Annotated in this window: 16 protein-coding genes; 13 read left to right on the top strand and 3 right to left on the bottom strand. The window is 70.5% G+C overall.

Features of this window, described 5'->3' with window-relative positions; genetic code table 11:
• Positions 1-144: 144 nt before the first annotated feature.
• On the bottom strand, positions 145-1,107 hold the full coding sequence (locus ABT154_RS32650) for a flagellar basal body-associated FliL family protein (protein ID WP_351861812.1): 963 nt from the start codon (positions 1,105-1,107) through the stop codon (positions 145-147).
• Between the two features lie 138 nt (positions 1,108-1,245).
• On the opposite strand from ABT154_RS32650, the gene ABT154_RS32645 reads away from it, so the two are divergent.
• Complete coding sequence (locus ABT154_RS32645) at positions 1,246-3,867, top strand: valine--tRNA ligase (RefSeq protein ID WP_351861810.1); 2,622 nt, start codon at positions 1,246-1,248, stop codon at positions 3,865-3,867.
• Between the two features lie 136 nt (positions 3,868-4,003).
• On the top strand, positions 4,004-5,143 hold the full coding sequence (locus ABT154_RS32640) for a sensor histidine kinase (protein ID WP_351861808.1): 1,140 nt from the start codon (positions 4,004-4,006) through the stop codon (positions 5,141-5,143).
• 46 nt (positions 5,144-5,189) lie between these two features.
• On the opposite strand, the gene ABT154_RS32635 is transcribed toward ABT154_RS32640, so the two are convergent.
• The gene (locus ABT154_RS32635) at positions 5,190-6,212 is read right to left on the bottom strand and encodes a rod shape-determining protein (RefSeq protein WP_351861806.1); all 1,023 of its coding nucleotides are present in this window, start codon (positions 6,210-6,212) and stop codon (positions 5,190-5,192) included.
• 100 nt (positions 6,213-6,312) lie between these two features.
• Between ABT154_RS32635 and folC the strand changes: the two genes are divergently transcribed.
• The 10 genes from folC to ABT154_RS32585 all read left to right on the top strand — a co-directional run bounded on the left by folC (position 6,313) and on the right by ABT154_RS32585 (position 18,671).
• Positions 6,313-7,812, top strand: coding sequence for a bifunctional tetrahydrofolate synthase/dihydrofolate synthase (gene folC, locus ABT154_RS32630; protein ID WP_351861804.1), 1,500 nt, complete (start codon positions 6,313-6,315; stop codon positions 7,810-7,812).
• Positions 7,813-7,816: 4 nt separating this feature from the next.
• On the top strand, positions 7,817-8,182 hold the full coding sequence (locus ABT154_RS32625; protein WP_351861802.1) for a DUF4233 domain-containing protein: 366 nt from the start codon (positions 7,817-7,819) through the stop codon (positions 8,180-8,182).
• A gap of 66 nt (positions 8,183-8,248) precedes the next feature.
• The gene (gene ndk / locus ABT154_RS32620) at positions 8,249-8,662 is read left to right on the top strand and encodes a nucleoside-diphosphate kinase (RefSeq protein ID WP_351861801.1); all 414 of its coding nucleotides are present in this window, start codon (positions 8,249-8,251) and stop codon (positions 8,660-8,662) included.
• 210 nt (positions 8,663-8,872) lie between these two features.
• Positions 8,873-9,892 carry a rod shape-determining protein gene (locus ABT154_RS32615; protein WP_317873392.1) on the top strand — a complete coding sequence of 340 codons (1,020 nt, stop codon included), beginning with the start codon at positions 8,873-8,875 and terminating at the stop codon, positions 9,890-9,892.
• A gap of 129 nt (positions 9,893-10,021) precedes the next feature.
• On the top strand, positions 10,022-11,047 hold the full coding sequence (gene mreC, locus ABT154_RS32610) for a rod shape-determining protein MreC (protein ID WP_351861799.1): 1,026 nt from the start codon (positions 10,022-10,024) through the stop codon (positions 11,045-11,047).
• Positions 11,044-11,712 (top strand): rod shape-determining protein MreD, encoded by a 669-nt coding sequence (mreD, locus tag ABT154_RS32605; RefSeq protein ID WP_317873394.1) that lies wholly within the window; start codon positions 11,044-11,046, stop codon positions 11,710-11,712. Before mreC ends, mreD begins: the two co-directional genes overlap by 4 nt.
• A gap of 19 nt (positions 11,713-11,731) precedes the next feature.
• The gene (gene mrdA, locus ABT154_RS32600; RefSeq protein WP_351861796.1) at positions 11,732-13,951 is read left to right on the top strand and encodes a penicillin-binding protein 2; all 2,220 of its coding nucleotides are present in this window, start codon (positions 11,732-11,734) and stop codon (positions 13,949-13,951) included.
• 5 nt (positions 13,952-13,956) lie between these two features.
• Positions 13,957-15,156, top strand: a complete 1,200-nt coding sequence (gene rodA, locus ABT154_RS32595) for a rod shape-determining protein RodA (RefSeq protein ID WP_332434760.1) — start codon at positions 13,957-13,959, stop codon at positions 15,154-15,156.
• A 19-nt stretch (positions 15,157-15,175) separates the two neighbouring features.
• Positions 15,176-16,690 (top strand): CYTH and CHAD domain-containing protein, encoded by a 1,515-nt coding sequence (locus tag ABT154_RS32590; protein ID WP_351861794.1) that lies wholly within the window; start codon positions 15,176-15,178, stop codon positions 16,688-16,690.
• A 52-nt stretch (positions 16,691-16,742) separates the two neighbouring features.
• Positions 16,743-18,671: a TIGR03960 family B12-binding radical SAM protein gene (locus tag ABT154_RS32585; RefSeq protein ID WP_351861792.1), complete on the top strand. Its 1,929-nt coding sequence runs from the start codon at positions 16,743-16,745 to the stop codon at positions 18,669-18,671.
• A gap of 62 nt (positions 18,672-18,733) precedes the next feature.
• On the opposite strand, the gene ABT154_RS32580 is transcribed toward ABT154_RS32585, so the two are convergent.
• Positions 18,734-20,308 (bottom strand): recombinase family protein, encoded by a 1,575-nt coding sequence (locus ABT154_RS32580; RefSeq protein WP_351861820.1) that lies wholly within the window; start codon positions 20,306-20,308, stop codon positions 18,734-18,736.
• Between the two features lie 257 nt (positions 20,309-20,565).
• Between ABT154_RS32580 and ABT154_RS32575 the strand changes: the two genes are divergently transcribed.
• Positions 20,566-21,228, top strand: coding sequence for a hypothetical protein (locus ABT154_RS32575; protein WP_351861790.1), 663 nt, complete (start codon positions 20,566-20,568; stop codon positions 21,226-21,228).
• The last annotated feature ends 191 nt before the right edge of the window (positions 21,229-21,419 follow it).

Below are 21,419 nucleotides of genomic sequence, written 5' to 3'. Positions count from 1 at the left end.
CGGTGTCCCTGTTCTTTGCGCCGCGGCCCGCGTTGTTGTCAGCCCCGAGGCGCGCCCCCTGCCTGGCGCCGGCGGCCCCCCCCCCGCCGCCGCCCCCCCCCCCCCGCCGGGGCCCCCCCCCTTCCGCGTGCTGCGGGCCCCGGATCAGGCCTTGACGCGGACTTCCTTGCGGAGCTTGGCGGTGATGGCGGCGGCGTCCTCGGCGGAGCCGGCCTTCCCCGCGAGCAGCGAGGCCGTGTCGACCGGGACGACCATGCCCACGGTGCTGTGGTCGGCCCACACGCACATCGTCATGGTCATCGCGGGAGCGCCCGTGCCGGCGTCGGCCTTGGTCTTGAGCTGCTGGCACTTGAGGACGGCGCCGTCGAGCTCGGACGGCTTGTACTCCTGCGGGCTGCCGACCAGCTCCGGGGATTCGGCCTTGTCCTTGTCCTTGTCGGCCTCGGCCTTCGTGGCGGTGAAGATGGCGTCGACGACCGCCTCGGGGTCGTCGATCTCGCCGTAGAGGCCGTTGAACTGGAGCATCTTGCTCGCCAGCGGGTTGGCCTTGTTCTCCACCTGGTAGGTGGCCTTGGCCTCCTGGGCGTTCTTGACGCCGTTCTTCTCGGCCTCCTTCAGGGAGTCCTTCTCGGAGGAGGACCCCTTGTCGGGAGCCTTCTTGTACTCACCGAGGACCGTGGCCGGCGTGACCAGCTTGTGGGGGCCGTCGTTCGCGACCGAGGAACCGCCGCCGCCGAGCACGAAGTACGCGCCCACGCCGATCGCCGCGACCACCGCCACCCCGCCGATGATCCAGCCGGCCTTCGACTTCTTCGGGGCCGGGGGGTGCGGCACATAGCCGCCGGGGCCCTGGGGGGCGCCGTACTGCGGCTGCTGGCCGTACGGGCCGGGCTGCTGGGGCTGCTGCGGGTAGCCGTAGGGGGGCTGCTGCTGCGGCGGAACGCCCTGCGGGGCCTGCTGGGGGTAGCCGTACCCGGGCTGGGGCGCCTGCGGCTGCCCGTACGGCCCCGGCTGCTGCGGCTGCTGGCCGTAGGGGCCCGGCTGGCCGTAGGGACCGGGCTGCTGGGGCGGCTGGCCGCCGTACGGTCCCGGCTGGTTGTAGCTCATCGACAGGTTCCCCTCACAGGATGTTTATGCCTGCCGAACATCCTGGCGGAACCGCCGGGGCGGAAGTGCGGCGGGGGCCACACCGTTACCGAACCAAAGCGTTTCAGGACAGGGCGAGGACACCCCTAAACTGGCCCCGTGACCGAGAACACTCAGCAGCAGACAGCGCCCACCACCGAACTGCCGACCACCTACGCGCCGGCCGAGGTAGAGGGGCCGCTGTACGAGCGCTGGGTAGACCGGGGGTACTTCGAGGCCGACGCGAAGAGCGAGAAGCCTCCGTACACCATCGTCATCCCGCCGCCGAACGTCACGGGCTCGCTCCACCTGGGCCACGCCTTCGAGCACACGCTGATCGACGCCCTCACCCGCCGCAAGCGCATGCAGGGCTTCGAGACGCTGTGGCAGCCCGGCATGGACCACGCCGGCATCGCCACCCAGAACGTCGTCGAGCGCGAGCTCGCCAAGGAGGGCAAGTCCCGCCACGACCTGGGCCGTGAGGCCTTCGTCGAGCGCGTCTGGGAGTGGAAGGCCGAGTCCGGCGGTCAGATCGCCGGCCAGATGCGGCGCCTCGGTGAGGGGCTGGCGTGGAGCCGGGACCGCTTCACCATGGACGAGGGGCTGTCCCGCGCCGTCCAGACCGTCTTCAAGAAGATGTTCGACGACGGGCTGATCTACCGCGCCGAGCGCATCATCAACTGGTGCCCGCGCTGTCTGACGGCCATCTCCGACATCGAGGTCGACTACCAGGACGACGACGGCGAGCTCGTCTCCATGAAGTACGGCGAGGGAGACGAGACCATCGTCGTCGCGACGACCCGCGCCGAGACGATGCTCGGTGACACCGCCGTCGCCGTCCACCCCGACGACGAGCGTTACGCCCACCTGATCGGCAGGCAGATCAAGCTGCCGCTGACCGACCGCACGATCCCGGTCGTCGCCGACACCCATGTCGACCCGGAGTTCGGCACCGGCGCCGTCAAGGTGACCCCGGCGCACGACCCGAACGACTTCGCCATCGGCCAGCGCCACGACCTCGAGTCCATCGAGGTCCTCGACGAGCGCGGTGTGATCACCGTCCACGGTCCGTTCCAGGGCCTGGACCGCTTCGAGGCCCGCTCCGCGATCGTCGCCGCGCTGCGCGCCGATGGCCGGATCGTCGCCGAGAAGCGCCCGTACGTCCACTCCGTGGGCCACTGCTCGCGCTGCAAGACGACGCTGGAGCCCCGTCTGTCCCTCCAGTGGTGGGTCAAGGTCGAGACGCTGGCCAAGGCCGCCGGCGACGCGGTCCGTGACGGCCGGGTCGACATCCACCCCGCCGACATGTCGCAGCGGTACTTCGACTGGGTCGACAACCTCAACGACTGGTGCATCTCGCGCCAGCTCTGGTGGGGTCACCGCATCCCGGTCTGGCACGGTCCCGACGGCGAGCTGGTCTGCGTCGGCCCCGACGAGGAGCCGCCCACGGGCGAGGGCTGGACCCAGGACACCGACGTCCTCGACACGTGGTTCTCGTCCGGCCTGTGGCCGTTCTCCACGCTCGGCTGGCCGGAGAAGACGCCGGACCTGGAGAAGTTCTACCCGAACTCCGTCCTGGTCACCGGCTACGACCTGATGTTCTTCTGGGTCGCCCGGATGATGATGTTCGGCATGTACGCGATGGACGGCCAGCCGCCGTTCCGCACGATCGCGTTCCACGGCATGGTCCGTGACGAGTTCGGCAAGAAGATGTCGAAGTCCTTCGGGAACACGGTCAACCCGCTCGACTGGATGGACAAGTACGGCTCGGACGCCCTGCGCTTCACGCTGGCCAAGGGCGCCAACCCGGGCGTCGACGTCCCGATCGGCGAGGACTGGGTGCAGGCGTCCCGGAACTTCGCCAACAAGATCTGGAACGCGACCCGGTTCGCCATGATGAACGGCGCCACGATCGAAGGCCCCCTGCCCGACGTCTCCGAGATGTCCGCGACCGACCGCTGGATCCTGTCCCGGCTCAACGAGACGGTCGCGCAGGTCGACGCTTACTACGAGGACTTCCAGTTCGCCAAGCTCAGCGAGGCGCTCTACCACTTCGCGTGGGACGAGGTCTTCGCCTGGTACGTCGAGCTGTCGAAGACCACGTTCTTCGCGGGCGGCGAGGGCGCCAAGGTCTCCGGCCGCGTCCTCGGCGAGGTCCTGGACGTCATGCTGCGCCTGCTGCACCCGATCGTCCCGTTCGTCACCGACACCCTGTGGACCACCCTCACCGGCGGCGAGTCCCTGGTGATCGCCGACTGGCCCAAGGACTCCGGTTTCCGCGACGAGGCCGCGGAGAAGGAGATCGAGCTGGTCCAGCGGGTCGTCACCGAGGTCCGCCGCTTCCGCAAGGAGCAGGGCCTCCAGGACGCCCAGAAGGTGCCGGCCCGCCTCACCGTCGACGGCACCCCGCTCGTCGCGCACGAGGCCGCCATCCGGCAGGTCCTGCGGCTCCAGCCGGAGGGCGAGGGCTTCGCCGCCACCGCCTCCCTGCCGGTCGCCGGAGCCACCGTCGCGCTCGACCTGTCGGGCACGATCGACGTGGCCGCGGAGCGCAAGCGCCTCGCGAAGGACCTCGCCGCGGCGGAGAAGGAGAAGGCCCAGGCGAACGGGAAGCTCGGCAACGAGGCCTTCCTCGCCAAGGCCCCGGACAACGTGGTCGACAAGATCCGCACCCGCCTCGCCAAGGCGGAGGAGGACATCGCCCGCATCGAGACCCAGCTGGCGAGCCTGCCGCAGGCCTGACCCACGGCATGAGGAGGGCCCGGAACCGCTCGTCGGTTCCGGGCCCTTCTGCAAAGCGGACGAAGTGCCCGATGTCACACAAGACGGGACTTCAGGTCCTCGGCGCCGGGACCAAAGACCTTGGATGATGGGGGGCATGCACCGCCTCCCCTCCGTCCCCGCACTGCGCCGCTGCGTGGACCGGTGGGCGGTCTCGCCCCGCGCCCTCGACGTCGTCGCCGCGCTCAGCGCCTTCGGTCTGATGGTGCTGGACGTGCCGGGGCTCGCCCGCGCCGACAACTCCCTCACCGGGGTCACCGCGACGCTGGTCCTCGCCGCCGGAGCGGCCACCCTGGTGTTCCGGCGCCGACTGCCGTGGCTCCCGTACCTCGTCGCGCTCGGCCTGATGGGGTGGCTGCACGAGCTGACCATGATCCAGTTCGCGCTGTACTCGATAGGCCGCTACCGGGGGCGCCGCGCCGCGATCGCCGCGACACTGCTGTACGCCGCCGTCGCCTACGGCCTCTTCCAGACGCCCGGCTGGCCCGCCCGGCACGGCGACACCCTCAGCGACTTCCTGAGCCTGGTCGTCCCGATCGGCGTCCTCTCGGCGGGCGTCGGCATCGCCGCGTACCGGCAGGACCTCGTGCGTGCCCTGGAGGTTCAGCGGCGCGGGGCCGCCGCCCGGCAGGCCGTCCAGGAGGAGCGGATCTCCGTCGGCCGGGACGTCCACGACCTGGTCGGCCGTGAGCTGACCGTCCTCGCGGTACGGGCCGAGGTCCTCGCCGTACGGGCCAGGGGAGAGGCCCACCAGCGGGACTTCGAGGAACTCGCGGACACCGCCCGGCGCGCCCACCTCATGCTCAACGAGACGATCGTGCGCCGCGCCGACCGGGACACCGCCACCCCCGGCCTCGAAGAGCTCGCCGCGCTCGCCGGGGAGAGCGAACGGATGGGCAGCCCCGTGGAACTGACGGTCGCCGAGGAGGCGAAGGCCCTGTCGCCGCTGCGGCAGGCGGCCGTCCACCGGGTCGTCCAGGAATGCCTGACGAACGCGGCGAAGCACGCGCCCGGCCTGCCCGTCGCGGTCACCATCGCGGTGGAGGGCCCCGACCTGCGGATCGAGGTCCGCAACCCGCTGCCGGAGGACCCACCGGACCGCGCCCCGGTCTCGACCGGCACGGGACTCCTCTCGATGGAGGAGCGCGTCACCAGCATGGGCGGCACGCTGAAGGCCCACCGGGAGCGGGACGAGTACGTGGTGACGGCGGGGCTGCCGACCGGGCTGACGCGCTGAGCGTCGCCGCGGCGACGCGCGGCGGACCGCTACCGCGCTCCCTCGCTCAGCGGACCGTCTCCGCCTTCCCCAGGACCCGCTGGAGTGAGTCGAAGTCCTCCACGCACCGGCCCGAGCCCAGGGCCACGCAGTCCAGCGGCGCGTCCGCGACGAAGACCGGGATGCCCGTCGCCGAGGCCATCCGCAGGTCCAGGCCGGACAGCAGCGCCCCGCCGCCGGTCAGCACGATGCCGTGCTCCATGACGTCGCCGGACAGCTCGGGCGGGCACTCCTCCAGGGTCACCCGGACGGCCGCGATGATCGCCTCCACCGGTTCGTCCAGCGCCGCCCGTACCTCCGGCACCGTCAGTTCCACCGTCCGGGGCAGCCCGCTGACCTTCTCCCGGCCGCGGATGGTGAAGGTCCGCCGCTCCAGCTCCTCGCCGCCCGGCACCGGCCACGCCGTGCCGATGGCGACCTTGACGTCCTCCGCGGTCCGCTCGCCGATGAGCAGCGAGTGCTCCTTGCGGACGAAGTCGATGACGGCCGCGTCGAGACGGTCGCCGCCCACCCGGAGCGACTGGGCCGTGACGATCCCGCCCAGCGAGATCACGGCCACCTCGGTCGTACCGCCGCCGATGTCGACGACCATCGAGCCGCGCGGGTCGGAGACCGGCAGCCCGGCGCCGATCGCCGCCGCCATCGGCTCCTCGATCAGATGGACCGCACGGGCCCCCGCCGACAGGGAGGCGTGCACGATGGCCCGCCGCTCGACCTGGGTCACCCCGCTGGGGACGCACACCACCATTCGGGTACGGGGCCGCCGCCGGCCCGGGACGGCCTTGCGCACGAAGTGCCGGATCATCTCCTCGGCCGCCTCGTAGTCGCTGATCACGCCGTCCCGCAGCGGGCGGATCGCGGTGATCGAACCCGGCGTACGACCGATGGTCTCCTTGGCCTCCGTACCGACCGCGAGCGCGTGCCGCGAGCCCTCCCGCACCGCCACCACGGACGGTTCGTTGAGCACGATGCCCCGGCCGCGCGCGTAGAGGAGTGTGTTGGCCGTGCCGAGGTCGATCCCTATGTCCATGATCGCCAAGTTTGCCCGGCCGGCCCGGCGGACGGTGGACCGAAGGTCCCGAAAGGGGTGGGTCCATGGTCCTGTCGGTACCGCTCCGTAGACTGGGCCCGTGAGCGAGCCGAGCGACCCGAATGACCAGTTCGACGACATCGTCGACAACGAGACGAACCGCGACCCCGACCTGGCGGTGATCGAGGCCGGCAGCCGCACCCTGCGCACGCGGGGCGGCGCCCCGCAGGGCGACCCCGTGCCCGGCCGTCCCGAGGACCCGGATCTGGACAAGGCCCTGCGCGAGGTCGAGACCGAGCTGTCCACCCGCTGGGGCGAGACCAAGCTGGACCCCTCGGTCACCCGCATCGCGGCCCTGATGGACGTCCTCGGCGATCCGCAGCGCGCGTACCCCTCGATCCACATCACCGGCACCAACGGCAAGACGTCGACGGCCCGCATGATCGAGGCCCTGCTCGGCGCCTTCGAGCTGCGCACCGGGCGGTACACCTCGCCGCACGTGCAGACCATCACCGAGCGGATCAGCCTGGACGGCGCCCCGATCTCCGCCGAGCGGTTCATCGAGACGTACCAGGACGTCAAGCCGTACGTGGAGCTGGTCGACGCCCGGGAGGAGTACCGGCTCTCCTTCTTCGAGGTCCTCACCGCGATGGCGTACGCGGCCTTCGCCGACGCCCCGGTCGACGCGGCCGTCGTCGAGGTCGGCATGGGCGGCACCTGGGACGCGACGAACGTCATCGACGCCTCCGTCGCCGTCGTCACCCCGATCGACCTGGACCACACCGACCGTCTCGGCGGGACGACCGCCGAGATCGCCGGCGAGAAGTCCGGGATCATCAAGCAGGGCGCGACCGTGATCATGGCCCAACAGCCGGTGGACGCGGCGCAGGTCCTGCTGAGGAAGGCCGTCGAGGCGGACGCCACGGTCGCCCGCGAGGGCATGGAGTTCGGCATCGTCTCCCGCGAGGTCGCGGTCGGCGGACAACTCCTCACCCTGCGCGGCCTGGGCGGCGAGTACGACAACGTCTTCCTGCCGCTGCACGGCGCCTACCAGGCGCACAACGCGGCGGTGGCGCTCGCGGCGGTCGAGGCCTTCTTCGGGATCGGCGCGGAGCACGCCCGCACGCTGGACCTGGACACGGTCCGTCAGGCCTTCGCGCGGGTGGCCTCGCCCGGCCGCCTGGAGATCGTCCGCTCCTCCCCGACGGTCGTCCTGGACGCCGCGCACAACCCGCACGGCGCGCGGGCGACGGCGGAGGGGATCCGCGAGGCCTTCGGCTTCTCGCGGCTCGTCGGCGTGGTCTCCACGAGCGGCGACAAGGACGCCCGGGGTCTCCTTGAGGCCTTCGAGCCGATCTTCGCGGAGGTCGTCGTCACGGCGAACTCCAACCCCCGTGCCACCGACGTGGACGCGCTGGCCGCCGTCGCCGTCGAGGTCTTCGGCGAGGACCGGGTCGTCGTCGAACCGCGGCTGCCCGACGCCATCGAGGCGGCCATCACCCTCGCGGAGGAAGAGGCCGAGTACGGCGGCGCGGGTGTCCTGGTGACCGGTTCGATCTTCACGGTCGGCGACGCCCGACTGCTGCTGCGGAGGGGCTGATCCGATGCGTACGCTCTGTTCCTCGACGCTCATCGGCGAGTTCTTCGTGATCGGCTTCGCCGGACTCGTCGCCATGAAGGACGACAGCCTCACGACGTCCACCGTGTGGTGGGTCTGCGGGATCGCCATGGTCCTCTCGGTGCTGCTGTGCGGGATGATCACCCGCCCCGGCGGTGTGCAGCTCGGCTGGGCCCTCCAGATCGCCCTGATCGCCAGCGGCTTCTTCGTGCCGACCATGTTCTTCCTCGGCGCGGTCTTCGCCGGCCTGTGGTGGGCCTCCGTCCACTACGGCCGCCGCATCGACGACATCAAGGCCCGCTGGGCGGACGCGCAGGCCGCCGGGGCCTCGGCAGGGCCTGACGCTGCGTAATCGAGGGGCGTGCGGGGCCTGTAGCCTCGGAGGTCCCGCACACCGCTTTTCCGAAGGAGTTCCCCCGTGAGCCAGCGCACGCTCGTCCTGCTCAAGCCCGACGCCGTCCGCCGTGGCCTGGTCGGCGAGATCATCGGCCGCATCGAGCGCAAGGCCGGCTGGACCCTGGCGGCCCTGGAGCTGCGCGACCTGGACCAGGAGACCCTGGAGCAGCACTACGGCGAGCACAAGGGCAAGCCCTTCTACGAGCCGCTGATGGGCTTCATGTCCTCCGGTCCCGTCGTCGCGCTCGTCGTCGAGGGGGAGCGGGTCATCGAGGGCGTCCGCCAGCTGGCCGGCCCGACCGACCCGATCGCCGCCGCCCCGGGTTCGATCCGCGGCGACTTCGGCACCATCGTCCGGGAGAACCTGATCCACGCCTCCGACTCCGAGGAGTCCGCGGCCCGTGAGCTGAAGATCTTCTTCCCGGGTCTCGTCTGACGAGAAGTCAGCCGAACGCAGCAGCCTGTGGGGCGACCGAAGGAATTTCGGTCGCCCCCACGCATATGAACGCCGAACCCGGGAACGGATCGCCGCGTCCTACCGTCACCTGTACAGAGGCGGACCACCGCGCGGTATCCGTGCGGGCGGCACTACGATGGAAAACTCCACGCCGCACCACTCTCAGCCATGGGAAACAAGGGGAACTCAATGTCGTTCATCGGCCGTGACATGGCTGTCGACCTCGGGACCGCCAACACGCTGGTGTACGTCAGAGGCCGAGGCATCGTGCTGAACGAGCCGTCCGTCGTCGCGATCAACACCAACACCGGTGGCATCCTCGCGGTCGGCTCCGAGGCGAAGAAGATGATCGGCCGGACCCCCGGCAACATCGTCGCCGTGCGCCCGCTCAAGGACGGTGTGATCGCCGACTTCGAGATCACCGAGCGGATGCTCCGCTACTTCATCCTCAAGATCCACAAGCGCCGCTACCTGGCCCGCCCCCGCGTCGTCGTCTGCGTGCCCTCCGGCATCACCGGAGTCGAGCGCCGCGCCGTCATCGAGGCCTCGACGCAGGCCGGTGCCCGCCAGGTGCACATCATCGAGGAGCCCATGGCGGCGGCCATCGGCTCGGGCCTCCCGGTCCACGAGGCCACCGGCAACATGGTCGTGGACATCGGCGGCGGCACCACCGAGGTCGCCGTGATCTCCCTCGGCGGAATCGTCACGGCACAGTCGATCCGGGTCGCCGGCGACGAGCTGGACAACGCGATCATCCAGCACATCAAGAAGGAGTACTCCCTCCTCCTCGGTGAGCGCACCGCCGAGCAGATCAAGATCACCATCGGTTCGGCGTACGACCTCGACAAGGACGAGCACACCGAGATCCGCGGCCGTGACCTCGTCTCCGGTCTCCCCAAGACCGTGGTCATCTCCGCCGCCGAGGTCCGCAAGGCCATCGAGGAGCCGGTCAACGCCATCGTCGACGCGGTGAAGACCACCCTCGACAAGTGCCCGCCGGAGCTGTCCGGTGACGTCATGGACCGCGGCATCGTTCTCACCGGTGGCGGTGCCCTGCTGCGCGGCCTCGACGAGCGCCTCCGCCGCGAGACCGGCATGCCGATCCACATCGCCGAGGACCCGCTGGACTCGGTGGCGCTCGGCGCCGGCAAGTGCGTCGAGGAGTTCGAGGCCCTCCAGCAGGTCCTGGACGCCCAGCCGCGCCGATAGCACCCGCGTACCACCCGTACAGTCGCCTCACCCGTACGGTCGTTCCACCGCACCACAGTTTCACCGGCACACGCGCTTCACCCGCACAGCCGAACAACCGAACCACGAGGAAAGGCACGGCCGCCGCACGTGAGGGACACACGAGAGAGCCGGCTGCTCCTGGTGCTGCTGATCGCCATCGCGTTCGCACTGATCACGGTGGACATCCGCGGCGGACAGGAGTCACCCGTCGACGGTGCCCGGCAGGCCGCAGCCGCGGTCTTCGGGCCCGTCGAGAACGGTGTGGCGGCCGCCGTCGACCCCGTCGGCAACGCCATAGGGGCCGTCCGGGACTCCGGCGAGCGGTACACCCGCATCGCCGCCCTGGAGAAGGAGAACGCCGAACTCAAGGCGAAGCTCGGCAGCGACGACCGCAACCGCAACCGGCTCCGCGAGCTCGACACCATGCTCAAGACCGCCGGCGCCGGGCAGTACGGCATCAAGGGCGCCCAGGTCATCGCCATAGGAGCGGCCCAGGGCTTCTCCTGGACCGTCACGATCGACGTCGGCGCCCGCGACGGCATCAAGCGGGACATGACCGTCCTCAACGGCTCCGGACTCGTCGGCCGGGTCACCACCGTCGGCCCCTCCACCTCCACGGTCCTCCTCGCCAACGACCCCGACTTCACCGTCGGCACGCGCATGGAGAAGTCCGACGAACTCGGCTTCGCCACCGGCCAGGGCGACCGCCCGCTGCTCGTCCAGCTCCTCAACGGCAAGGCCAAGGTGAAGCCCGGCGACCGGCTCGTCACCTTCGGCTCGCGCGCCGACAAGCCCTTCGTGCCCGGCGTGCCGGTCGGCGAGGTCGTCCGCGTCGACCCCGCGGGCGGCGGACTCACCCGCAACATCTACGTCCGCCCGTACGTCGGCTTCACCAAGCTCGACATCGTCGGCGTCGTCGTCCAGGCCCCGCGCTCGGACCCGCGCGACGCGGTCCTGCCGCAGAAGCCGAAGCCCGCGCCGACCGTCACCGTCACGGTCACGCCGACACCGCCGGACGGGCAGCAGGCCGCCGACGGACAGAAGCCGAACACCGAGCAGCAGAGCCAGCAGAACCCGGCCCGGAACCAGCAGGACCAGGGCCAGGGCCAGGACCAGGGGGCCGTGACACCGTGAAGTTCAACCGGATCCTCCTCTCCGCCACCCTGATCGTGGTGGCCATGGTCGTCCAGGTCTCCGTCCTCGCCCGGCTCCAACTCCCCGGCGCCGTGCCCGACCTGGTCCTGCTCACCGTCGTCGGCCTGGCCCTCGTGTACGGACCCGTCAGCGGTTCGCTCATCGGCTTCACCGCCGGCCTCCTCGCCGACCTGGCCCCGCCCGCCGACCACGCCGCCGGCCGCTACGCCCTGGTGCTCTGCGTCGTCGGCTACCTCGTCGGCCTCGCCCGGCCCGAGAACGGCCGGCTGACCTCCGCCGCCGGCCCCATGGCCGTCGTCGTCGCGGCGGCCGTCGGCTCCACCCTGCTGTACGCGGGCGTCGGCGCCCTCGTCGGGGACACCGCAGCCCGCCATGTCGGCCTGGGGTTCCTGCTGTTCACCGCCGCCGTCTACGACCTGCTCCTCGCGCCCTTCACGGTGCCGCTCATCATGGCGCTGGCCCGCCGCGCGGAGAACGACCCGCTCGCCGACGCCGGCGGGGGCAACGGCGCCGACGTCGCCTCGGGCTGGCTCTCCACCGGCACCGGCCTGAGGATCGGCACCCAGCGCGGCGGCCTGCGCGTCAAGGCCGCCCGGAGCCGCGCCTCACGGGCCGGACGCATCAAGGGAGTCAAGCGACTGTGACCGAGGGGGCACCGGCAGTATGAGCAACATTCCCGAGACAGGGCGGACCCCCCGGGTCCAGATCCGGCTCATGGTCATCCAGATCCTCGTCTTCTCGCTGCTGCTGACCCTGGGGGGCCGGCTCTGGTACCTCCAGATCCGCAACGGCAAGGAGTACACCGACGAGGCGAAGAACAACCACGTCCAGCAGGTCGTGCAGCCCGCCGTGCGCGGCTCCGTCCTCGACGCCCGCGGCGTCCCGCTCGCCGACAACGAGACCCGGCTCGTGGTCTCCGCGTCCCGCACCGAGCTGATGAAGATGAAGGACCGGGGCAAGTCCGTCCTGACCCGGCTCGCCGACGTCCTCGACATGAAGCCCGACGACGTCATCAACAAGATCCGGCTCTGCGACGCCAAGACCCCCAAGCCCTGCTGGAACGGCTCGCCCTACCAGCCGATCCCGGTCACCGACGAGGCCACCACCCAGCAGGCCCTCCAGATCCGGGAGCGCGCCGAGGACTTCCCCGGCATCACCGCCGAACCCACCGCCGTACGCCGCTACCCGGCCCCCGGCAAGTCCCGCACCTCCCAGGTCCTCGGCTACCTCTCGCCGGTCACCGACCAGGAGATCGAGAAGGCCAAGGACACCGACTCGCCGTTCCTCCGCTCCGACCAGGTCGGCCGCTCCGGCCTGGAGCGGACGTACGACAAGCAGCTGCGCGGCAAGGCCGGCGTCACCCGCTACGAGGTCGACAACCTCGGCCGGGTCATCGGCCAGGCCAAGAGCGACCCCGCCGTGCCCGGCTCCAACGTCGTCACCTCCATCGACGCCCGCGTGCAGGCGGTCGCCGAGTGGGAGCTGAACAACGCGATGCTGGAAGCCCGTAAGACCTTCGACAAGAACACCAGCGAGAACTACAAGGCCGACGCGGGCGCCGTCGTCGTCATGGAGACGAAGACCGGCCGGATCGTCGCCATGGCCTCGCTGCCCGACTACGACCCGAACGCCTGGGTCGGCGGGATCTCGGCCAAGGACTACGCGGCCCTCACCGGCAAGGACTCCAACTTCCCGCTCCTCAACCGGGCCATCCAGGGCCAGGCCGCCCCCGGCTCGATCTTCAAGGTCGTCCCGACGACCGCCGCCGTCAACGCCGGATACGACTTCAACGGGCGCTACCCGTGCCCCTCCTCGTACGCCATCGGCGGCCAGGTCTTCAAGAACTTCGAGTCCCAGGGCCACGGCTCCATCACCCTCGGCCAGGCCCTCGAAGTCTCCTGCGACACCGTCTTCTACGCCCTCTCCCACCAGCAGTGGCAGAAGGACGGCGGGATGAAGCCGAAGAAGGACGCCAAGGACTGGTTCTACAAGACGGCCCACCAGTTCGGCCTCGGCGCCGAGACCGGCATCGACCTCCCCAACGAGGTCACGGGCCGCGTCCCCGACCGGAAGTGGAAACAGGACTTCTGGGCGGCCAACAAGGACTACTGGTGCAAGGTCGGCAAGCGCGGCGGCACCTACGTCGAGCAGCTCTCGTACGAGAACTGCCTCGAAGGCAACCTCATGCGCGCCGGTGACTCCGTCAACTACTCCATCGGCCAGGGCGACACCCTCGTCACCCCCATCCAGATGGCCACCATCTACGCCGCCATCGCCAACGGCGGCACCCTCTGGAACCCCACCGTCGGCAAGGCCGTCATCAGCCCCGACGGCAAGAAGGTCACCGAGATCGCACCCAAGGCGCACGGCAAGCTCCCCATGGACTCCAAGACGCAGGCCTTGATAGAGGAGGCCCTCGCGGGAGTCGCGACCCGGGGTACGGCCGCCTGGCGATTCGGCGGCTGGCCGCAGGACAAGATCCCGATGCACGCCAAGACGGGCACCGCCGAGGTCTACGGCAAGCAGACGACCTCCTGGTTCGCCACGTACACCAAGGACTACTCGATCGTCATGACGATCGCCCAGGGTGGTACGGGCTCCGGCGCCTCCGGCCCCGCCGTGCGCAACATCTACGACGCGCTCTACGGACTCGACGACGCCGGCAACCAGGACCTCAAGCGGGCCCTGCTGCCCCAGCCGCAGCGGACCCTCCCGAAGATCGAGGCCGACGGCTCCATCGACGCCCCCAAGGTCGGCCCGTACGACCCCGAACTCCAGAAGACCGACCCGAACGCACCCCCGAAGCAGGACCCCACCACCCCTGCGAAGAAGCCGGACGACCAGACGCTCGCGGGACCCCCCGCCACCTGGCGGAGGGACTGAGGACCATGACCGCACCCCACGGCTTCTCCGTCTCGCGGTACGCCCCCGAGCGCGGCACGCTCGCCAAACTGGCCGCCCGCGACTCGGTGGTCCGGCGCCTCGACTGGCCGATCCTGCTGTCCGCGCTCGCGCTCTCCGGCATCGGGTCGCTGCTCGTCTGGTCCGCGACCCGCGGCCGCACCGAGCTGAACAACGGCGACCCCTACTACTTCCTCTTCCGGCACCTGCTCAACACCGGCATCGGCGTCGCCCTGATGATCGGCACGATCTGGCTCGGCCACCGCACCCTGCGCGGCGCCGTCCCGGTCCTCTACGGCCTCTCGATCGTGCTGATCCTCGCCGTCCTCACGCCGCTCGGCGCCACCATCAACGGTGCCCACGCGTGGATCGTCGTCGGCGGCGGCTTCTCCCTCCAGCCCAGCGAGTTCGTCAAGATCACGATCATCCTGGTGATGGCGATGCTGCTCGCCGCGAAGGTCGACGCCGGCGACCAGCTCCACCCCGACCACCGCACCGTCGCCAAGGCCCTCACCCTGGCCGCGCTCCCCATGGGCATCGTCATGCTGATGCCCGACCTCGGCTCGGTCATGGTCATGGCCGTCATCGTGCTCGGCGTGCTGCTCGCCTCCGGTGCCTCCAACCGCTGGGTCCTCGGCCTGATCGGCGCGGGCGTCCTCGGCGCCGTCCTCGTCACCACGCTCGGCATGCTCGACGAGTACCAGATCAACCGCTTCGCGGCCTTCGCCAACCCCGACCTCGACCCGTCCGGCGTCGGCTACAACACCAACCAGGCCCGTATCGCCATCGGCTCCGGCGGCCTCCTCGGCTCCGGGCTCTTCAAGGGCTCCCAGACCACCGGCCAGTTCGTGCCCGAGCAGCAGACCGACTTCGTCTTCACGGTCGCGGGGGAGGAGCTGGGCTTCGTCGGCGCCGGCCTGATCCTCGTCCTCCTCGGCGTCGTGCTCTGGCGGGCCTGCCGGATCGCCCGCGGCACCACCGAGCTGTACGGCACGGTCGTCGCCGCCGGCATCATCGCCTGGTTCTCCTTCCAGGCCTTCGAGAACATCGGCATGACGCTCGGCATCATGCCGGTCGCCGGCCTGCCCCTGCCGTTCGTCTCCTACGGCGGTTCCTCGATGTTCGCCGTCTGGGTGGCGATCGGACTGCTCCAGTCGATCCGCGTACAGCGCCCGATGACCGCCTGACGGCGACTAGATTCGAGGTATGGCCGAGACGAAGCGCGAGATCGAGCGGAAGTACGAAGCCACCGGAGAGACACCCGTACCGGACCTCACCCGGGTCCGGGGGGTCTCCGAGGTCCTGGACCGGGGCGTCATGGAACTCGACGCCGTCTACTACGACACCCCCGACCTGCGCCTCGCCGCCGACGCGCTCACCCTCCGCCGCCGCACCGGCGGGGACGACGCGGGCTGGCACCTGAAGTTCCCGGTGGCCTCCGGAATCCGCGACGAGATCAGGGCCCCGCTGGCCGACACCCTGCCGGGTGAGCTGGCGGGGCTCGTGCGTTCCCGCGTCCGCGAGAGCGAGGTCGTCCCCGTCGTGCGCCTCCGCTCCGCGCGCGACGTCCGCCAGCTCGTCGACGCGGACGGCACGCTCCTCGCGGAACTCTCCGTCGACACCGTCCACGCCGAACGGCTGCCGGGCGGCGCGGTGGCCACCTGGACCGAGATCGAGGTCGAACTCGCCGACGACACCGACCCGGCGTTCCTGGACGCCGTGGAGAAACGCCTCCGGAAGGCGGGCATCGGACCCGCCGCGTCGGCGTCGAAACTGGCGAGGGCGCTGGCGGAGACGGGCGGCGGGCCACGGACGAAGGCCGCCCCCGGCAAGCCCGGCACCGCCGGGGCCGCCGTCCTCGCCTATGTCCGCGAACAGGTCGAGGCGATCGTCGCGTACGACCCCGGCGTCCGGCGCGACCTGCCCGACGCCGTGCACCAGATGCGCGTCGCCTGCCGGCGGCTGCGCAGCGCCTTCAAGACGTACCGGCGCGTCCTCGACCGCGAACGCACCGACCCTCTCGGCGAGGAACTGAAGTGGCTCGCCGCGGAACTCGGCGTCGCCCGCGACCAGGAAGTCCTCGACGAACGGCTGCGCGCCCGCGTGAAGGCCCTGCCCCGCACCCTCGTCCTCGGCCCGGTCAGGGCCCGGCTGCGCTTCCGGGCCGTCGCCCTCGGCGCGGACGCCCGGCAGCAGGCCCTCACCGCCCTCGACTCCGCCCGCCACCTCGCCCTCCTCGAAGCCCTCGACGCGCTCCTCGCCGACCCGCCGCTGGGCAAGGCGGCGGGCCGCGACGCCCGGAAGGTCCTCGCCCGCGCCGTCCGCCATGACCACGACCGGCTCGCCGGCCGGATCGGGCACGCCCTCGCGCTCGACCCCGGCCACGAGCGCGACCTCGCCCTCCACGAGGCCCGCAAGGCCGCCAAACGCGCCCGCTACGCGGCCGACGCGGCCCGCCCCACCCTCGGCAAGCCCGCGAAGCGGCTCGCGAAACGGGTGAAGGCCGTGCAGTCCCTGCTGGGCGAGCACCAGGACGCCGTCGTCGCCCGCGCGGCCCTGCGCGAACTGGCCGTCCAGGCCCACGGCGCCGGCGAGTCGGCCTTCACCTGGGGACTCCTGTACGGAAGGGAGGAAGCCGCCGCCGAGGCGGCGGAACGGGAGCTGCCCGAGGTCTGGGCCCGTGCCTCGGCCCCGGGACTCAAGGCGGCTCTGAGCCGCTGAGCACCGGGGTACGCTTGAGAGTCGCCCCCCTGCCAGCTCACGAAGGTTCGAGATGTCTGCTGCCGAGTCTGTCTTCCCGCAGCTCGAAGCTCTGCTCCCGCACGTGCAGAAGCCGATTCAGTACGTCGGTGGAGAGCTGAACTCCACGGTCAAGCCCTGGGAGTCCGCCGACGTCCGCTGGGCGCTGATGTACCCGGACGCGTACGAGGTCGGTCTGCCCAACCAGGGCGTCATGATCCTGTACGAGGTGCTCAACGAGCGCGAGGGCGTCCTCGCCGAGCGCACCTACAGCGTCTGGCCGGACCTCGAAGAGCTGATGCGGGAGCACCGGGTCCCGCAGTTCACGGTCGACAGCCACCGGCCCGTCGGCGCGTTCGACGTCTTCGGCCTGAGCTTCTCCACGGAGCTCGGCTACACGAACATGCTCACGGCCCTGGACCTCGCGGGCATCCCGCTGGAGGCGAAGGACCGCACCGTCGACCACCCGATCGTGCTCGCCGGCGGCCACGCCGCCTTCAACCCCGAGCCGATCGCGGACTTCATCGACGCGGCGGTCATCGGCGACGGCGAGCAGGCCGTCCTCGACATGACCGAGATCATCCGCGCCTGGAAGGCCGAGGGCAGGCCGGGCGGTCGCGAGGAGGTCCTCTTCCGCCTCGCGAAGACCGGCTCGGTGTACATCCCGCGCTTCTACGACGTCGAGTACCTGCCGGACGGCCGCATCGGCCGTGTCGTGCCCAACAGGTCCGGTGTCCCGTGGCGCGTCTCCAAGCACACCGTCATGGACCTCGACGAGTGGCCCTACCCCAAGCAGCCCCTCGTGCCGCTCGCGGAGACCGTCCACGAGCGCATGTCCGTCGAGATCTTCCGTGGCTGCACCCGCGGCTGCCGTTTCTGCCAGGCCGGCATGATCACGCGCCCCGTGCGGGAGCGAAGCATCACCGGCATCGGCGAGATGGTCGAGAAGGGCCTCAAGGCGACGGGCTTCGAGGAGGTCGGCCTCCTCTCGCTCTCCTCGGCGGACCACTCCGAGATCGGTGAGATCGCGAAGGGCCTCGCGGACCGGTACACGGAGGACAAGGTGGGCCTGTCCCTCCCGTCCACCCGCGTCGACGCGTTCAACGTCGACCTGGCCAACGAACTGACCAGGAACGGACGCCGCTCCGGCCTCACCTTCGCCCCCGAGGGCGGCTCCGAGCGCATGCGCAAGGTCATCAACAAGATGGTCTCGGAGGAGGACCTCATCCGGACCGTCTCCACCGCGTACGGCAACGGCTGGCGCCAGGTGAAGCTGTACTTCATGTGCGGCCTGCCGACGGAGACCGACGAGGACGTCCTCCAGATCGCCGACATGGCGATGAACGTGATCGCCGAGGGCCGCAAGGTCTCCGGCCAGAACGACATCCGCTGCACCGTCTCCATCGGCGGCTTCGTGCCCAAGCCGCACACCCCGTTCCAGTGGGCCCCGCAGCTGTCGGCCGAGGAGACGGACGAGCGGCTGCGCAAGCTCCGCGACAAGATCCGCGGCGACAAGAAGTACGGCCGCTCGATCGGCTTCCGCTACCACGACGGCAAGCCCGGCATCGTCGAGGGCCTGCTCTCGCGCGGCGACCGCCGCATCGGCGCCGTCATCCGCGCGGTCTACGAGGACGGCGGCCGCTTCGACGGCTGGCGCGAGCACTTCTCGTACGACCGCTGGATGGCCTGCGCGGAGAAGACGCTGCCCGACTTCGGCGTCGACGTCGCCTGGTACACGACCCGCGAGCGCACCTACGAGGAGGTCCTGCCCTGGGACCACCTGGACTCCGGTCTCGACAAGGACTGGCTCTGGGAGGACTGGCAGGACTCCCTCGACGAGACCGAGGTCGAGGACTGCCGCTGGACACCGTGCTTCGACTGCGGCGTGTGCCCCGCGATGCAGACCGAGATCCAGGTCGGCCCGACGGGCAAGAAGCTGCTGCCGCTGACGGTCAAGAAGTAGCCGCCACTACGTGAGTGAGGAGCGCCCGGACTGTCCGTCCGGGCGCCTCTCGCCGTTCGGCGTCAGGGTTTCGCGGCGAAGGCGTCGATGGTGACGACCAAGCGGTCGCGTACGTCGTGCGGGATCTTCAGCCGGAGGCCTACGACAGGGGCGCGCACCCCTTTCACCTTCGTGCGGGTCACCTCGCACGTGACCCCCACGCGGCGCAGGTCCTCGGCCATGGCCTCCGTGCCGCCCGCTTCCCACACCTCCCGGAAGGTCCTGCCGTTGTGGACGAGGACCCAGCGGTCCTGCGTGATCTCGGGATCGACGGCGCTCAGCTCCTCCGTGAGCTTGTCGAGCGCCTTCTCGGCACGCTCGCGGGCGAAACGCGTCTTCGAGAAACGACCTCCCGGCTCGAGTTCCGCCATGTAGTGGGAGATGGCCTCTTCGAGCCGCTTCGCCTCGGCGCGTGCCTCCGCACCGTGGGCGTAGTCGCGGACCTGAACGGGGACGTCCCCGAGAACACGCAGTACGTCGCTCAAGAGGACATCGACCACGTCCTGCGGGTTTGGTGAGCCGAGCCCGCCGCCCTTGCATCTCCCGCAGCGGAGGTAGGCGTAACTCCGCCCGTTGCTCCTTGTCTTCTGTACGGTCATGTTGGTCGAGCAATCGACACAGATCAGCACGCCGAGGAACTGCGTCGCGCCGCCGGCCTGCCGGGTGGGCTGGCTCTTGCCCCTTCGGTCGAGTGCCGCTTGAAGAGTCTCGAACTCCTCCTCGGTGAAGACCGGGGGACCGACCCGTACCGGCTTCCCGTCGTTGCCGACGATGATCCTGCTCCGCCGTCTTCCGCCCTGCTTGTTCTCCTCGACTCGGTAGCCCATGAGCGCGGGGTTGCGCAGGCGCCGGAGGAGAGTTGACGTGGTGAGCCCCGCTGACATGAGCCCGGAGCGAACGAGGCAGAGGGCCATGCGCCGGCCGGATACGCCCCTGAGCGCCATGGCGCGAGCCCAGTGCAGAGCCTTGCGAGCGCCCGGCTCGACGGCGAGGGCCGCCCTTCCGTCCACCTTCGTCGTGATGTAGCCGTACGTCGGCTTGCCGACGAGCCATGAGTCCTGGGTGCGCGCGTAGTCCCACAACGACGTGACACGGGTCGACGTGTTCGCCGCCTCGATCTCGGCGATGCCGCCGATGAGCGTGACCATGATTCGGCCCACCGTCGTGCCGAGGTCGATCGTGTCGTTCTTCGATACGAGGTTCTTCCCGTACAGCTCGCACCACTCGATCATGGTGGACAGGTCCGTCGTGCGACGGATGAAGCGGTCGAGCTTCCAGAAGAGCAGAGCGTCGAACTCTGGGGCCCGGTTGTTCAGCCACTCCCCGAGTTCCTTCCGCCTCCACGGTGGAACCTTCGTCGCCGACACGTTGAGATCGGAGGCGACGCCGACGACGCGATACCCCTTCTCTCTGGCCAGGAGACGCAGGTCGAGTTCCTGCCGCACCGGCGATGTCGTGTCTTCCGTAAGTACGGACAGACGGATGGAGAGGAGCGCGCGCGGAGCGTCCTCGGGGAGCAGAGCCTCGGCCCGCTGCAGGTCCTCCAGGAGAGCCAGGTCCGAGGCGGTCCAATCGCTCTCGATGCCGTACGTCATCATGGTCACGGAGAGTACGGATTGAACGTCAAGTTGTGTCGGTTTTTCCCTCATGGAAACACGCATCAGGGCATTTGATCGGGCATGCGCCTCACGGTGGGTGAATCCCCGTCCGTTGAAGAGTCACTGGGGGTGCGCTTGTGCCCAGATCGGCCCCACCGGCAAGAAGCTGCTGCCGCTGACGGTGGTCAAGTAGTAACGCTTGGATGACGGCCCGGCGAAGGGGAAACCCTTTGCCGGGCCGTTGCGTCATTGCGGGCATGAACACGGAGAACGCCAGGTCACAGCCGCCCCACGAGCCCAGTGGCTGCCTCACCGGGGTGGCGCGGGGGATCGCCCTCGTGGTGGTCCTGCCGGTCCGGCTGGTCTGGGACGCCCTGGCGTTCTGTCTGCGGCAGCTGTGGCGCTGGGTCCTCGCCCCGGTCGGCCGGGCCCTCGGATGGCTCATCGACGTGCTGCTCGTCACCCCGCTGCGGTGGCTCTGGGAGTGGGTGCTCGTCCCCGTCGGCCGGGCGCTGTGGTGGCTGGTCGACACCGTGCTCCTGACCCCCCTCGGATGGCTCTGGCGCTGGGTCCTCCTTCCGGTCGCCAAGGGCGTCTGGTGGGTCGTCGACCTGCTGCTCGTCACCCCGCTGACCTGGCTCTGGCGGTACGTGCTCGCGCCCGTCGGCCGGGCCGTCGGCGCCGCCCTCGCCTGGGCCTGGCACATCGCCGGGGTGATCTCCCGGGCCGTCGGGCGCGCCGTCGGCTGGGTGCTGTGGAACGTGATCGGGCGTCCGCTCGCCTGGACGTACCGGGTGGTCCTCACGCCCGTCGGCCACTGGCTCCGCACCTGGGTGTGGGCGCCCGTCGCCGCCGCCGCGCGGGCCGTCCGCGCCGCCGCCCGCGAGGTGCGCGTCGCCCTCTTCGGCGGAAGCCGCTGACCCGGCCCGGGGAACCCGAGGCGGCTCGGGCGCGTACTCTGGGTAGTACAACGAACGTCCCCGGAGAGGCGCCCGCCCCCGAGATCTCCCCGCGCGAGCGGGGGTGAACCGGGCGGGACCCCCAGGGCGACCCGTACATCTCGTGGACGGCGCGCACCCGCGTCGCCCCGCACCGAGGAGAAGAACCACTG

The sequence above is a fragment of the Streptomyces sp. NPDC001728 genome (assembly GCF_040297565.1).
Lineage (GTDB): Bacteria > Actinomycetota > Actinomycetes > Streptomycetales > Streptomycetaceae > Streptomyces.
This window is presented reverse-complemented; position numbering and strand designations above follow the sequence as displayed.